The sequence below is a fragment of the Dyadobacter sp. 32 genome (assembly GCF_902506755.1).
In the GTDB taxonomy this organism is placed as follows: Bacteria; Bacteroidota; Bacteroidia; order Cytophagales; family Spirosomataceae; genus Dyadobacter.
Genome location: NZ_LR735258.1, coordinates 6,339,535 through 6,353,441, shown reverse-complemented (window position 1 = coordinate 6,353,441; position 13,907 = coordinate 6,339,535). Strand labels below are relative to the sequence as shown.

The 13,907-nt window shown below is 42.7% G+C and carries 11 protein-coding genes; 5 read left to right on the top strand and 6 right to left on the bottom strand.

Features of this window, described 5'->3' with window-relative positions; all coding sequences use genetic code 11:
* Nucleotides 1–9 precede the first annotated feature (9 nt).
* Nucleotides 10–201, bottom strand: coding sequence for a hypothetical protein (locus tag DYADSP32_RS26015; protein ID WP_149240025.1), 192 nt, complete (start codon nucleotides 199–201; stop codon nucleotides 10–12).
* A 159-nt stretch (nucleotides 202–360) separates the two neighbouring features.
* Nucleotides 361–765: a hypothetical protein gene (locus DYADSP32_RS26010; protein ID WP_149240026.1), complete on the bottom strand. Its 405-nt coding sequence runs from the start codon at nucleotides 763–765 to the stop codon at nucleotides 361–363.
* A 240-nt stretch (nucleotides 766–1,005) separates the two neighbouring features.
* Here DYADSP32_RS26010 and DYADSP32_RS26005 point away from each other — a divergent pair, with 240 nt between their 5' ends.
* The 5 genes from DYADSP32_RS26005 (at nucleotide 1,006) to DYADSP32_RS25985 (ending at nucleotide 4,406) form a co-directional block, all read left to right on the top strand.
* The gene (locus tag DYADSP32_RS26005) at nucleotides 1,006–1,215 is read left to right on the top strand and encodes a DUF2281 domain-containing protein (protein ID WP_149240027.1); all 210 of its coding nucleotides are present in this window, start codon (nucleotides 1,006–1,008) and stop codon (nucleotides 1,213–1,215) included.
* The gene (locus tag DYADSP32_RS26000) at nucleotides 1,216–1,611 is read left to right on the top strand and encodes a type II toxin-antitoxin system VapC family toxin (protein WP_149240028.1); all 396 of its coding nucleotides are present in this window, start codon (nucleotides 1,216–1,218) and stop codon (nucleotides 1,609–1,611) included.
* 298 nt (nucleotides 1,612–1,909) lie between these two features.
* Entirely contained in the window at nucleotides 1,910–2,659 is a 750-nt protein-coding gene (locus DYADSP32_RS25995) for a hypothetical protein (RefSeq protein ID WP_149240029.1), read from the top strand.
* Nucleotides 2,660–2,967: 308 nt separating this feature from the next.
* Nucleotides 2,968–3,936 carry a M23 family metallopeptidase gene (locus DYADSP32_RS25990; RefSeq protein WP_149240030.1) on the top strand — a complete coding sequence of 323 codons (969 nt, stop codon included), beginning with the start codon at nucleotides 2,968–2,970 and terminating at the stop codon, nucleotides 3,934–3,936.
* Nucleotides 3,937–3,986: 50 nt separating this feature from the next.
* Entirely contained in the window at nucleotides 3,987–4,406 is a 420-nt protein-coding gene (locus tag DYADSP32_RS25985; RefSeq protein ID WP_149240031.1) for a VOC family protein, read from the top strand.
* Between the two features lie 28 nt (nucleotides 4,407–4,434).
* Here DYADSP32_RS25985 and DYADSP32_RS25980 read toward each other — a convergent pair whose 3' ends face one another.
* The 4 genes from DYADSP32_RS25980 to DYADSP32_RS25965 all read right to left on the bottom strand — a co-directional run bounded on the left by DYADSP32_RS25980 (nucleotide 4,435) and on the right by DYADSP32_RS25965 (nucleotide 13,773).
* The gene (locus tag DYADSP32_RS25980; RefSeq protein ID WP_149240032.1) at nucleotides 4,435–5,382 is read right to left on the bottom strand and encodes a DUF6454 family protein; all 948 of its coding nucleotides are present in this window, start codon (nucleotides 5,380–5,382) and stop codon (nucleotides 4,435–4,437) included.
* A gap of 283 nt (nucleotides 5,383–5,665) precedes the next feature.
* On the bottom strand, nucleotides 5,666–8,083 hold the full coding sequence (locus DYADSP32_RS25975) for an ABC transporter permease (RefSeq protein WP_149240033.1): 2,418 nt from the start codon (nucleotides 8,081–8,083) through the stop codon (nucleotides 5,666–5,668).
* A 138-nt stretch (nucleotides 8,084–8,221) separates the two neighbouring features.
* Entirely contained in the window at nucleotides 8,222–10,594 is a 2,373-nt protein-coding gene (locus DYADSP32_RS25970) for an ABC transporter permease (protein WP_149240034.1), read from the bottom strand.
* Between the two features lie 524 nt (nucleotides 10,595–11,118).
* Entirely contained in the window at nucleotides 11,119–13,773 is a 2,655-nt protein-coding gene (locus DYADSP32_RS25965; protein ID WP_414618067.1) for an ABC transporter permease, read from the bottom strand.
* Nucleotides 13,774–13,907: the final 134 nt, after the last annotated feature.

Genomic DNA, 13,907 nt, shown 5'->3' with positions numbered 1-13,907 from the left:
ATTCCGTCCTTATTTGCTGTTTTGCTCGAAGGCCAGCAAACGTTGGGTTTGGCTGGCTGTAAGCACGGCGAGTATATCCTGTTGCTTATGTAACTCCAGACGTTTAATGCTTTGCAACTTTTGGTTCCTTCTGCCGTTTGCAGCAAGTCTGATACTGTAGACAACATTGAGCAACGTCTGCAACAATTCAATTTTGTGCATGGAACCATTGTTACAATAAACCAGCAAGATCGATTCGAAATAAACGGAAGAATCGCTTCAGCGATCCAGCTCATAATTTTTTGACATAGAAAACCCTCTCAAGAACCACGTTCCTGAGAGGGCTACTTATTCATTCATGGCTAAAACTGATGCAAGCTGCTATCCTCTGCGGTTTGATCGACCGTAGTTATCATATCTTCCACGGCTGTTGTATCTGTCGGCCTGTTGATATGCAACCAGTTTTTGACGTTGATTAGGAGTAAGAACGGAAAAAATCTCACGTTGCTTTTGTTCTTCCAAACGTTTCAGACTTTGCAGCGTCTGAGGCAGTCTGCCCGAATTGGCCAGGCGGTCAAAGTTATTCTCGATCTTCTTGATCTGGTTTTCCTGCTTGCGGGTAAGCCCAACGATGTTGTCCAGTTTGTTAATAGAATACTCTTCCAATGCATTGTCGTAACGGGCAGCCGGAACGTTGTGACCTTTGGTCGGATATCCTTTTTGGGCAAAGCCATTACTTACGGTAAATATGGCCAGCGCTGCGATTGCTAAGATTGTCTTTTTCATGGTTACTTGTCGTTTAAATTGTTGGAACTGATGGTTAGAGGTATATTGCCCCAGTCAGGTTTAACAGTCGGAAATAGGGAATCTACGGGTGAGCCGCACATATAGACGACTGGTGGGTTTTGATCTATCAAGGCGATTTTTTCGTTCGTAAAAATGAAGTCTCAACGAATAGGCCTTATCTACAAACGCCTTACTATTAGAAAAATAATTATATTTGATTAGAACAAACATATTATTTGTATGCTAACAACTGTTAAAGGTGTTTTTGAGGATGGGAGAATTACCCTTAGCGAAAATCCTTCAATTACTAAAAAAATGGAGGTGATAGTCACTTTTATTGACGAAATACCTGCTACGCCCAACAAACGACGAGCTGGAATCCTCAGTGGCAAAATATGGATGTCCGATGATTTTGACGCTCCGTTGGACGATTTAAAGGACTATATGTAAATGAAATATTTACTCGACACGCATGTATTATTATGGTTTTTGGATGATAACAAAAGACTTTCTCCAAAAGCAAAAGCTGCAATTGAAAACATCGATAATCAAGTATTTGTGAGCATGGCTACATGGTTTGAAATATCGATTAAACTATCGATTGGCAAGCTCACTTTACCTGATTCTCTTGCAGATACAATTTCAATATCGACGTCTAATTCATTGACAACGATAGGAATTTCTCACGAACACCTCATTCATTATCAGTCACTTTCACTCTTTGATGATCACCGAGACCCATTTGACCGGCTAATCATCGCGACCGCATTAACCGAGAGCTATACGGTCATTTCCGCCGATCTTAAATTCAGTTTGTACAAGGATCTAATTAAGCTAATTTGGTAGCGGCGAATCCAGATTGGTTTCACCTCCTTTACTTCACCAACACCATTCCTCCAGGTCCCAGCGAGGAAGTTTTTCTATTCGGATAGCACGTTAAGCATGCAAGCAATTGAAACACAAACTTGGAACCTATGGACATTAGAGTTATTAGATTCACATCTGAGCCTGTGGGCCCAAAAATCCTTTGCTAAGCGCTTCCTGTCTTATCAGCCATGCTTTCGCAGAAATTTTATCCCATTCGGAGAGAAATAACAGCACACCAAAACCTACGAAAAGCACGTTAAAAGAAAAACCCAAATTTGTGAATAAAACATTACTTAGCTTTTCCATAATAGGACAACAATTGTCCATAAAAAGCTTCCTGCTGGTGCTGGCTATAACAACATCGTGCAGCTCCCCCGAAACAGACCCCGTCGACCCATACAGTTATTTCCCGTTAGAAATGGGAATGTACCGGATTTATAGCGTCAATGAAGAAGTCTATTCTGCCGGCCAAAAGGAGCCTGCAAAAAAATCATGGAAAGAAAAAGACGAGGTGATCAGAAGGGAAAGCGGCGCAAATGGCAACTCGAATTTTATCCTGTCCCGTTCAATATGGGACACGCAGGGACAGTACTGGAGGAAGATAACAGAGTATGCAGTATCTTCATTTCCTGATAAAATTATCGTAAATCTTGATAATGAGATTTTCACGCCGCTTATTTTCCCATATAGCGCAAATATCAATTGGGATGGCTATGAATATTTTAACATGAGCGACCTGGATCCGCGTTATGGGCACCAGCATCATTATGAGGAGATCAATAAACCTCTACAATTCGACTCGCTGAAATTTGCAAAGACGATTAAAGTGTCTGAAAGAAGCGATACCACGGGTGTGACACAATACAGACTTGGGTTCAAGTTTTATGCATCAGGCGTAGGATTGGTTGCCGACGAACAGACCGACTTCGAGTATCTACAGGTAAATGGTGAAATAATGGGTTACCGTGTCATTGCTTCTGGCACCAGAAGGGTAAAGCGAATCGTTGAATATGGTGCAATGCAATGATTATTGCCGATAATTTGTTCGCTTCCTTTTCAAACTCTTAAAACCCCGGGTCAGCCACAACCGGATCGCAAACCTGCGATCGACCCACAGTGGCTATAATACAGAAAATTCATATAACCGGTTGTTCACCCCATAGATGTATTCTGCCGTATGTAATTATTGAGTGCTTCGAAAAATAATTCTTGATAGAGCTGTAAGTTTTTTGCCGCTTATACTACTAATGATTGAAAGTGTAACAAATACCAGTTTATTCGGGTTAAGGTTAACTACCAAAATCATTAGCCACTTTAAATAAATAAGCAGATTCTATGAAAAAATTGATATCCATACTCGTCCTTGTCTCAATATCCAATTTTTCCTACTCACAAACCGAAAGTAAAAATAGCCGCTACACCTCCGACAAATTTGAAAAACATTTCAATGCAATGCAATTTGACAGCATTTTTGCCATGTTTTCTGCAAATACCAAAATCGCCTTGCCATTTGATAAGACCAAAGGATTTTTAACGCAGTTGAACAATAAATTTGGCAAAATTAATAAGCGCACTTTCCTGAACAATCAGGATGGCTTTTCGGTATATAAAACGGAACTGGAGAAGGGAACGATTACCCTCAGCATTGCAGTGGATGCTAATAGGGCAATCACTGGTCTGTACGCGAAACCTTATGAGGATGACACTACACCAAAATTAGAGCATAATGTTACTAAAATGCACCTTCCGTTTAAAGGAGAGTGGTCTGTATTTTGGGGAGGCGATACAAAGGAACAGAACTACCACGTCAACGCAAAATTTCAAAAAAATGCTTTTGATATTGTGATCAATGATGAACAGGGAAAAAGTTATCGGACAATCGGGAAAACGAATCAGGATTACTATGCATTCGGTCAGGAAATACTTGCACCATGCGATGCCGAAGTTATTCTTGCTGTTGACGGGATCAAAGATAACGTCCCGGGCAGGCTCAATGCGATGTACATCCCTGGCAATTCTATCGTATTGAAAACCAAAAACAACGAATTTATCCTGTTAGCGCATTTCAAACAGGCTTCCGTAAAAGTGAAGCAGGGTGATGCCGTAAAACAAGGACAGTTGCTTGGACTGTGCGGGAATTCTGGAAACTCTTCTGAGCCCCATCTACATTTCCACATTCAGAACATTGAAGACATGAGCCGGGCAACAGGAGTAAAATGTTATTTTGAAAAAATAGAAGTCAATGGCGTTACCAAAACAGACTATTCGCCGGTGAAGGGAGACAGGGTAAGTGAAAAACATTAAGGGGCATGGAGCATGGGAAGCTCAGCCTTATACTAAAATTAACTTTGAATATGACTGCAAAAATTAATGGGATTTTAGAATCCGCATTGTATTTCGAGGATCTGGAAAAAGCTACGGCATTTTATACAGACCTGTTTGACTTTGAAATCCTGATACGTACCGACAGACTTGTGGCATTAAATGTGGCTGGCAAACAGGTGCTTCTTCTCTTCCAAAAAGACGCATCTCTGAATGAAATTGTTTTGCCAGGAGGAGGCACCATCCCACCCCATAATGGTGGTGGACCTGTGCACCTTGCTTTCTCCATTGACCTGGATGCACAGGATTGCTGGAAAAACCGCCTGGCGGATAAAAATATCGAAGTTGAAAGTCTTGTGCAGTTTAACGAGGGTCATAGTATCTATTTTCGGGACACCGACAATCACCTGATTGAACTGGCTACACCGGGGATTTGGAAGGGGATTGTTTAATGATTTTTCAGTTCAAATAAGGTATAAGTTACCTCAGGGCCCCAACCTCCACATCATAAACAAACAGCGTCGCTTTCTCATCGTCATCCGGAACGAAATAAGCACGAATTCCATCTTTTATTGACTCTACGGCACAAGGATTATTCAACATCGAAGCACCTGTTGGAGACCATAATTTGATGGGGATTTGCCTGCGCGGCCGAAAGTCATTCAGATCAAATATTTCCCAACCTCCGAAACGAAAAGTTAGCGAATCAATTTTCACCGACTCGTGCCCTGAACCCAGCATCAGATTGTTGCCCAGATATTTACAATCCTGAAATGCGATGTAAAAGGACGGATTTTCTACACCAGACCGATCAGGAGCGCCTATATCCTTTTTAACATGGCCTGATTTAGCCAGCTTCCAGGTATAAAACTTCCTCGCTCCCCAGTTGGCAGCTACCAGCGTATTTTTGTCCGTGTTGTGAATGATTGCCCCAAGAGACTCCGGGTATCTGGTCACTTCGGTCACCTGCATGGTTCTTGGATCCAGGCGGTAAATGATGGAAAAACTGTTTGGCCGGTATTCTGTGACCGGAATCCAGATATATTTTCCATCATAATCAATTCCTCCCGGGTGATAAACATCTCCCGCTCCAACCAAAATGTCACTTATCAGATTTCCCTTTATGTCAAATTTAAAAACGTGGCCCGCCCCTTTTCCCACATCCCTGTCAAATTTCCCTTCAGGCTTTTCATATTTTTTTGGCCACTCTGTAACTTCCACGGCTGTCATGTAAAAGAACGAATCCACTTTCACCAGGCCCTGTGTGTGATGCGCATCAAATTTTAAGGGAATCGATGTAATGAGATTCCATTTACTGTCTGCCCTCAATCGCAGTAGCTTTTCAGCAAGTTCCTCATGCTGACCAACACAAGCTGTACCACCACTCAAGAACAGGATGGCGAAGAGTGCCGCCAGGAGTGACTTCATATTATCGAAATTAGAGCTACGTTTCTTCTCAGACACCCTCCCAAGAGTAATACCGGAAAGGTGATCGAAATAAAAACTTACAAATATACATTTACTCCTTTATCCGGACGAAGGAAAATGTTGGATAGCCCTTCGGCTAACAGGTAATTTCGGAGCGCTGTTTTCTAAAATTTAAAGGCACTTTGCGGGAGGAAGGACGATGGAGAAAGGAGAAACTTTATATTCTGTCGACTTTGGCCGGGTGAAAGCATCCTCCCTCCTCCCGTCCTCCATCGTCCCAAAATTACTCCGATCTCAAGCTCTTCACCGGATCCATCAACGCCGCCCGGATCGCCTGGTAACTCACTGTCAATAAAGTAATAAACAATGCACCGATTCCTGCCGCAACAAAAATCCACCAGGAGATTTCTGTGCGATAGCTGTATTTCCCCAGCCATTCCTGCATCGCGTACCAGGCAATCGGGGTTGAGACGAAGGCGGAAATGATGACGAGAACAACGAAATCTTTTGAAAGCATTTGCCAAAGGTTTGCTATTGACGCTCCTAATACTTTCCGGATGCCAATTTCCCTAGTACGTTGTTCAGCAACGAAAGATGCTAATCCAAACAAACCTAAACAGGAAATGAAAATGGCCAGAATGGCGAAAAACGTTGCCAGTTTACCGATCCTTTCTTCAGTACGGAATTTTGCATCATATTCATCATCTGCAAATTTGTAGTCGAAGGGCACCGTTGGGGTGAGTTTTTCAAATACTGCTCTAATTTTCGGCAGCGCGGCAGGGGTACTGACCTTCGGATCAATTTTGATATTTATCCAGTTTGCGCCGCCGGACAGAAAGAAAACAGTGGGAGCAATAGGTTCGAAAGGAGACTCCATGACCATATCTTTTACTACACCCAAAATGGTAAACTGTTTTTGAATATTGTTGGTCATCCACTGACTTTTCCACGAAACCTGTTCTCCGACAGCTTGTTTGAAGCCAAACAACTTGGCAGCAGTTTCATTGATCACAAACCCCAGAGAATCAGAGGCGAATTCTTTCGAAAAATTTCTTCCTGAAATGAATTGCCAACCTACTGTTTTGGCATATTCGGGTGAGACAATCAAAGTGCCTAAACTTGGCGGATTTTCAGTAGTCATCCCTTTCCAGGTAAACCCTCCGTTTGAAGACCACACGTCCGTTACAGGACTTTGCGACAATGCTACCTCTTCCACAACACCTGTGGCCTTTAGTTCACTTCTTATCAAATCAGACTTTTTATAAAAATCGTCCGACTTCATGGTAATCATCATCAAGCCATCCCGGGAATATCCAACCGGTCGGTTCTTAGCAAACTGAACCTGGCTATAAATGATAATGGTGCAAATAACGAGAGTAATCGAAACAGTAAATTGCATAGCAACCAGAACCTTCCGGGGTAATGAAGCGTAACGCCCCAACTGCCCGGCGGTGCCTTTTAGCACTTTAACCGGCTTGAAGGAAGTTAAATAAAGAGCCGGATAACTGCCTGCCAGTAATCCTGTAATGAATATAAAACTCAGATCAACCAGCCAGAAGTATGTATTGTTCCAGGGAACTGTCATCTGTTTGGCAGATAACTCATTGAACCACGAAAGTGATAACTGAACCAAACCAAGAGATATACCAAACGAAATGAAAACGACCAAAAATGATTCGGTAAAAAACTGCCCGATTAATTGTACACGGAGCGAACCCATGGCTTTGCGGACGCCCACCTCTTTCGCCCTGTTTTCAGAACGGGCCGTACTCAGATTCATGAAGTTGATACAGGCTAGAAACAAAACAAAGAAACCAATCAAACCGACCATCCAAACGTACTGAACCGGACCGCTGGCAGCAATACCATTCTTAAATTCAGAATACAAGTGCCAGTTTTTCATTGGATGCAGCCACATCTGCGGATTCGTTGCCGCTTCATTTTTCATGTTATCCATGTTCCGGATTACTTTGAGTTCCGAATCTCTGATCGCGGCAGACACCTTGACAAAACTGGTTTCAGGTTTTATTTCGACATAAATCAGCAGCGCATGGTTATCCCATTGCTTTTGGGACATATATGGGTTTTTAGCCAGAAAATAATCCCAGGAAGCCAGAAACTGAAGACCATGAAATTGCGAATTTTGTGGAACATCCTCATAAATACCAGTAACTTTCAGCACATTTTCTGTATCCAGTGTTATACGTTTGTTCATCGGATCTGTTTTCCCAAACAACGCCCTGGCAGTAGATTCCGACAGCAAAATCGACTGCTGATCTTGCAATGCAGCCCAGGAGCCGCTAAGCATTTTCAGTGAAAACAACTCCGGTGCATCGGAACCTGTAAATTGTCCGTTTTTAGACAACTTAATTTCGCCAGTCGCAAGGACCGCCTCCGCTCGGTGCGTCGATGCAACAATATGCTTGAAATGTTCTGAATAATTGGTTTTCAGTTCATGTACATATGGAAATGGAACCGAGGCCGAAGTATGAATTTCACTTCCAAAAATCTGGTTCAAATTTACCAAAGCAATGCGGTCATAGTTTTTGTGGTATTTGTTAAATGACAGTTCATCATAAATCCACAAACCGATAAGCATGGCCACGGCCATTCCCACTGCCAGCCCACCGATGTTAATAGCAGAATAACCTTTGTTTTTGACAAGGTTTCGAAAGGCGATTTTTAGGAAGTTTTGGATCATTTTTTAGCTGTGAGCTATTAGCTGTTAGCCGATAGCTGCATATTATTTAAAATGAAAAATCGAACAATGCTTGACTCAGAACCTTGGTCTGACAGAACTATGAACCGGAGGAAAAGCTAATTGGCTAAAAGCTAACGGCTATTCGCTTCGCAAGCTTTTCACCGGATCCAGCAGGGCTGCCCGGATTGCCTGAAAGCTTACGGTTAACAAGGTTACAACCAATGCTCCGCCTGCTGTTGCTGCAAAAATCCACCACGAAATTTCGGTTCGGTATTTATAACTTTCCAGCCAATCGCTCATAAAGTACCAGGCAATGGGTACAGAAACGATGCAAGAAATGAGAACCAATATCACAAAATCTTTGGAGAGCATTTGCCATAAATTGGCAACAGATGCACCGAGTACTTTTCGAATCCCGATTTCTTTGGTACGTTGTTCTGCAATGAAAGATGCAAGCCCGAATAAACCGAGGCAAGAAATCAAAACGGCTAGGATTGCGAAGAAAGTTGTGAGCTTTCCGATCCGCTCCTCCGTACCGAATTTTTTGGCATATTCAACATCTGCGAAATTATATGTGAACGGGCTGGCCGGATTATATTTTTTAAAAACACCTTCAACTTTCGCAAGCGCCTCACTCGCGCTCTGGTTAGGGGCTAGTTTAATGTTGATCATACCCACCCAATTGTAATTACATATAAAAAACGATGGGTTTACCGGAGAAAATGGATTTTCTTTGATCATATCCTTCACGATTCCAACAACTTGAAAAGATCGGCCTCTCGCCTTGACAAAGGAACCAATCGGCTCTTTCAACCCCATTATTTTCACTGCTGCCTCATTCAATATCATGGAAGAAGTGTCCGTTGAAAAGCTTCTTGAAAAATCCCTTCCTTGTCTTATCTGCCATCCGATGGTTTTTCCATAGTCATGTGTCACAGCATTGGAGTAAATAAGCGGATGTGCTTCCGGACTTTTCCCTTCCCAGGAAATATCAGTTGTCCCGCCATCCTGAGCGGTTATAGCACCTGACGATTGTGACATTTCCTGAACTGCACCCGTGTTTTTCAGGTCGGCACGCAAGGCATCATAATGCCCGGAGAGTTCAGAAGTATTCATTTGAATTTCAATAAGACCATTTCGACTGTAACCTATCGGGCGATTTTTTGCATGTTGGATCTGACGAAAAACAATGATTGTCCCGATGATCAGCGTCACAGAAACGGTGAATTGAATGACAACCAGGATCTTGCGTGGAACCGCCGCAAACTTCCCTACGGAAATGGCCCCTTTGAGAACTTTGAGTGGCTGGAAAGAAGACAGATAAAGTGCAGGATAACTACCGGCGATTAAACCTGTGAAAAAACTAAAACCAGCTCCCATCAACCAAAACAATGGATCAGACCAGGGAATAGCAATTTGCTTATCAGCAACTTCATTGAAAAATGGCAGTGCTAAGGCTGCAAGCAATATGGATAATACAAAAGCAATGGCGACAACCAGAAATGATTCACTTAAAAACTGACCAATCAATTGACCGCGGAATGATCCAACTGCTTTTCGGATACCCACTTCTTTTGCGCGTTTCTCAGAGCGGGCCGTGCTCAGGTTCATAAAGTTGATACACGCCAGAAGCAGGACAAACACACCGATGATTCCAAACAGCCACACGAACTGGATGAGTCCACCAATGTTTACTCCGTTTTCGAAGTCGCCATACAGATGCCAGCGGGACATAGGCTGAACGAAAAATTCAGGTTTATAGCCAGGTGGATTGTCACGTTTCATCCTTATATCTTTTATACTGGCTGAGACCTGATCAAAATCAGCGCCCTTTTTCAGAAGTCCATAAATTTGAAATGAATTTTCATCCCATGCATGTAACGATGTTCTGACATATTCGTCCTTGGCTATAGCAAGTGCCCAGGGGATAAAAAAAGTAACCTCTTTAAACGAACTGTTGTCCGGAAAATCTTCGTAAACGCCCGTAACTGTAACATCGAGTTTGTTATCAATCTTTATGACCTTATTTAGCGGGTTTTCAATTCCAAAAATGGCTTCCGCCAATGATGCAGAGAGCATAATTGAATTAACTTCCTTCAATCCCGATCGGCTTCCGGCGAGTATTTTAACAGAAATGATATCCAAAAAAGCCGGCTCAACCGAACTACCTGATTTCGCGAACTTCTTATCACCCGAAACAAGGATAAGTCCCTGATTTTTGATTACCGCCACCGATTCAAAATCGGGATAAGCACTGCGAAGTTCTTCCCCTAATGGAATAGGGCCATATGCATAAGTTGTTTTTTTGGTATCAAAACTGACATTTTGCATTAAAAGGCCTATCCTTCCGTAGTTCTTATGGTATTTGTCGAACGACAATTCATCGTGAACCCATAAACCAATCAGTACTGCCACGGCCATACCCACTGCCAGGCCACAAAGGTTAATTGTGGAATAACCAAGGTTTTTGGTCAGGTTCCGGAAAGCGATTTTTAGATAGTTTTTTAACATGGCTAACAGATCAAACGCTTACAGATAGAATTTCCATCTTGCGCTGTTCAAATAGCTTGCCATGTAACAATAAACAATTTAGTTTATTGATTTTAAGACAGTTAAAATTTGAATCTATTGACAGGTTGTTCGAAAACGGACGGTGTTTGTTCGGTTTGGAACAAGGGGACAGGGGGACTGGGTGAGGGAGGAAGGAGGAAATGTTGAGCCCTGAAATAGGTTAAGTAAAAAGAGGTTAATCAAGATTACGCAATAGGAATGATGACGAAATATTATTTTGCAAAATAGGAATGAAGTTCTCAGTGAAGGCAGGCCGGGCCGCGCAGGCCGGGGCCTGTCAAACAAGAACTGAAATACCTATGCAGCAAAATAATATTGTAGCCCATGATCTAATACGTAATCTGGGTTAAAGTTCTCTCAATGCGGTTTATCAATGATTTGTCACCTGATTTATAACGGGAGGCCAGATCCTTGCTTCGCTTTATCGGAAAAGCTTAAATTATATCTGGGCTCCCGTGCCTATCTCACTCCGTCTTCAAAGACTTCACCGGATCGACCAAGGCGACTCTGATTGCCTGATAGCTCACGGTAAGCAGGGTAATCACCATTGCTCCTCCCGCTGCCGCAGCAAATATCCACCAGGAAATTTCGGTACGATATTGATACTTCTGTAGCCACCCATAGAGAAAATACCAGGCAACAGGTGTAGAAACCAGGCAGGAAACGATTACCAGAAGTACAAAGTCCCTGGAAAGTAGCGCCCATAAATTCGGGATAGAAGCACCCAGAACTTTGCGAATACCAATTTCTTTGGTACGTTGTTCTGCCGTAAATGAAGCCAGGCCGAACAGTCCTAAACAGCTGATCATGATAGCTAAAACGGCGAATATCGAAGCCAGCTTCACAATTCGCTCCTCGGTTGCAAACTTGATGGCATATTCCTGATCAGAAAATTTGTAATCGAATGGACCACCCGGGTTAATTTTTCTAAAAACCGCCTCAACTTTATCCAACGATTGACGTGTGGGCAAAGCAGGGTTCAATTTGATGTTGATCACATTTGCCCAACCATAATCGACCATAAAAACCGTTGGCAAAACCTGGTCGAAAGGAGAGTCCATCAACATATCCTTGATGACACCGACCACTGTAAAAGTCTTGCCCTTCCATTTCATATACTTACCTACCATATCTGAAGGTTTTTTGAAACCCATATACTTGATTGCAGCCTCATTCATCACCATTCCAGAGGAATCGGTTGAAAATTTTCGGGAAAAGTCCCGACCTTCTACAAACTGCCAACCAACCGTTTTTCCGAAATCGTGCGTAACTGCAATCGTCCCGAAATTCTCCTTAAAATTGGGATCCTTACCTTCCCACTGAAACCCGGCGTTTCTCGAATTCGTCTGCGTTGGAGGACTAGACGATGTGGACATTTCAATGACAGCACCCGTTTCTATCAAACTGCTTCTTAATACATTATACTGTTTACGCAATTCGGGTGTGTTCATATTGACAGTTATCAGCCCATTTCTGTCATAGCCGATCGGCCGGTTTTTGGCATGCTCAATCTGACGGTAAACGATGGTCGTTCCGATGATAAGCGTCACAGAAACCGTGAATTGCAAAACAACCAATACTTTGCGCGGAACAGCTGCAAAACGGCCTTGCCTGATAGTACCTTTAAGTACCTTCACGGGTTGAAAGGACGACAAATAAAAAGCCGGATAACTACCAGAAATCAGACCCGTTATCAAACAAAAACCTAGTGCAGATACCCAGAACATGGGTTTCGCCCAGGGGAAAGACATTTTCTTATCCGCCAGTTCGTTGAAAACAGGCAGTAAGAGAATTACAAGTAAGGTTGAAAGTAAAAATGCAAGAAGGACCACCACCAGCGATTCGCTCAAAAACTGATTAACCAACTGGCTACGCATGGAACCTACCGCCTTACGGATTCCCACTTCTTTCGCCCGCTTTTCGGAGCGTGCAGTACTTAAATTCATGAAATTGATCGAAGCCAGCAGCAACACAAAAACGCCAATGATACCAAAAAGCCAGACATACTGAATGCGCCCGTCAAAGTTCCCTGACGAATCCCAACCGGAATAGAGGTGCCATTTTTCCATAGGATGAAGGAAAATAACCGGTTTCAGAAATGCAGCGGTGGGTGCGTTTTTAAGTTTGAGATCTTTGATCTTTTTTGAAACCAGTTCAAAATCGGCATTCGGATTAATCTGAACCAGAATTTGCCACGAATTATTGTCCCATTCTGCGTTATCAATTGCCTCTTTGACCCAGTTTTGCGTGGACACATACAAATCCCAGGGTGCAATAAAAGTCAGATCCCGAAACTCTGTATTGTAAGGCAGATCTTCGTAAACGCCGGTTACTTTCAGATCCATTGCATTGTCCAGCTTTACAATTTTATTAACCGGATCTTCCGTACCAAACAACACATTGGCAACCGACTGCGACAGCATAATGGAATAAGGGTCATACAGGCCGTTACGGGTTCCTGCAATCATTTTCAGAGCAAACATTTCCGGGGCTTCGGGACTCAGGTAGTTGCCTTTTTTAGTAAACTTCTTCTCCCCGTAAGCCACGATATGTTCACTATTAAAAGACGACATTACCACATATTTGAAATCACCTCCAAAATTAGTCCTTAACTCACTCCCAAGCGGAGCTGGCATATATTCACCATGGTATTGCTTTCCTTCAAAGGTTACCACCTGCATTACCTTGGCAATGTGGTTATAACGCTGATGGTATTTATTGAAGGAGAACTCATCATAAATCCAGAGACCAATCAAAACGGCAATCGCCATACCGGCGGCAAGCCCTCCAATATTAATGGCGGAATACGTTTTGTTTTTAACAAGGTTTCGGAGGGCGATTTTGAAATAATTACGTATCATATCATGGCTGAATAAATAGGTTGTTGAATACTCTTTTGATCGTTTTTGTTTGGAAAATGGCCGTAGCAATTTGAATACGTTCAACACATACCGCCATCGGGCTTTTCGATGCCCTAAGGTTTTGGTCCAGTAAGCATACATTTCGAGCAGATCTCCCTGGACTTCTTCCCTGGAGTTCGGATCAGAGAGCCACGTCAACAACTTTGCAGCCCACAATGGAGGCCTCGAAGGTTCCGAATTCAGATTATTTGTTGACATGATTTGCTATTCGTGTTCATTTATCGTCAAGATTGGGCATGCATTGTCATTTATTAGTCTGGCTGATCAGGGGTTGTCATGTATGGTCAAGGGTCGTCATGCGTTGTCAAGGAATTGCAATCAGAAAACAATAC

Excerpts from the sequence above, each read along its gene's own strand:
- DYADSP32_RS26010 (WP_149240026.1), bottom strand. The coding sequence starts at position 765 with ATGAAAAAGACAATCTTAGCAATCGCAGCGCTGGCCATATTTACCGTA.
- DYADSP32_RS26015 (WP_149240025.1), bottom strand. The coding sequence starts at position 201 with ATGCACAAAATTGAATTGTTGCAGACGTTGCTCAATGTTGTCTACAGT.
- DYADSP32_RS25970 (WP_149240034.1), bottom strand. The coding sequence starts at position 10,594 with ATGTTAAAAAACTATCTAAAAATCGCTTTCCGGAACCTGACCAAAAAC.
- DYADSP32_RS25980 (WP_149240032.1), bottom strand. The coding sequence starts at position 5,382 with ATGAAGTCACTCCTGGCGGCACTCTTCGCCATCCTGTTCTTGAGTGGT.
- DYADSP32_RS26005 (WP_149240027.1), top strand. The coding sequence starts at position 1,006 with ATGCTAACAACTGTTAAAGGTGTTTTTGAGGATGGGAGAATTACCCTT.
- DYADSP32_RS26000 (WP_149240028.1), top strand. The coding sequence starts at position 1,216 with ATGAAATATTTACTCGACACGCATGTATTATTATGGTTTTTGGATGAT.
- DYADSP32_RS25965 (WP_414618067.1), bottom strand. The coding sequence starts at position 13,773 with ATGTCAACAAATAATCTGAATTCGGAACCTTCGAGGCCTCCATTGTGG.
- DYADSP32_RS25975 (WP_149240033.1), bottom strand. The coding sequence starts at position 8,083 with ATGATCCAAAACTTCCTAAAAATCGCCTTTCGAAACCTTGTCAAAAAC.
- DYADSP32_RS25985 (WP_149240031.1), top strand. The coding sequence starts at position 3,987 with ATGACTGCAAAAATTAATGGGATTTTAGAATCCGCATTGTATTTCGAG.
- DYADSP32_RS25990 (WP_149240030.1), top strand. The coding sequence starts at position 2,968 with ATGAAAAAATTGATATCCATACTCGTCCTTGTCTCAATATCCAATTTT.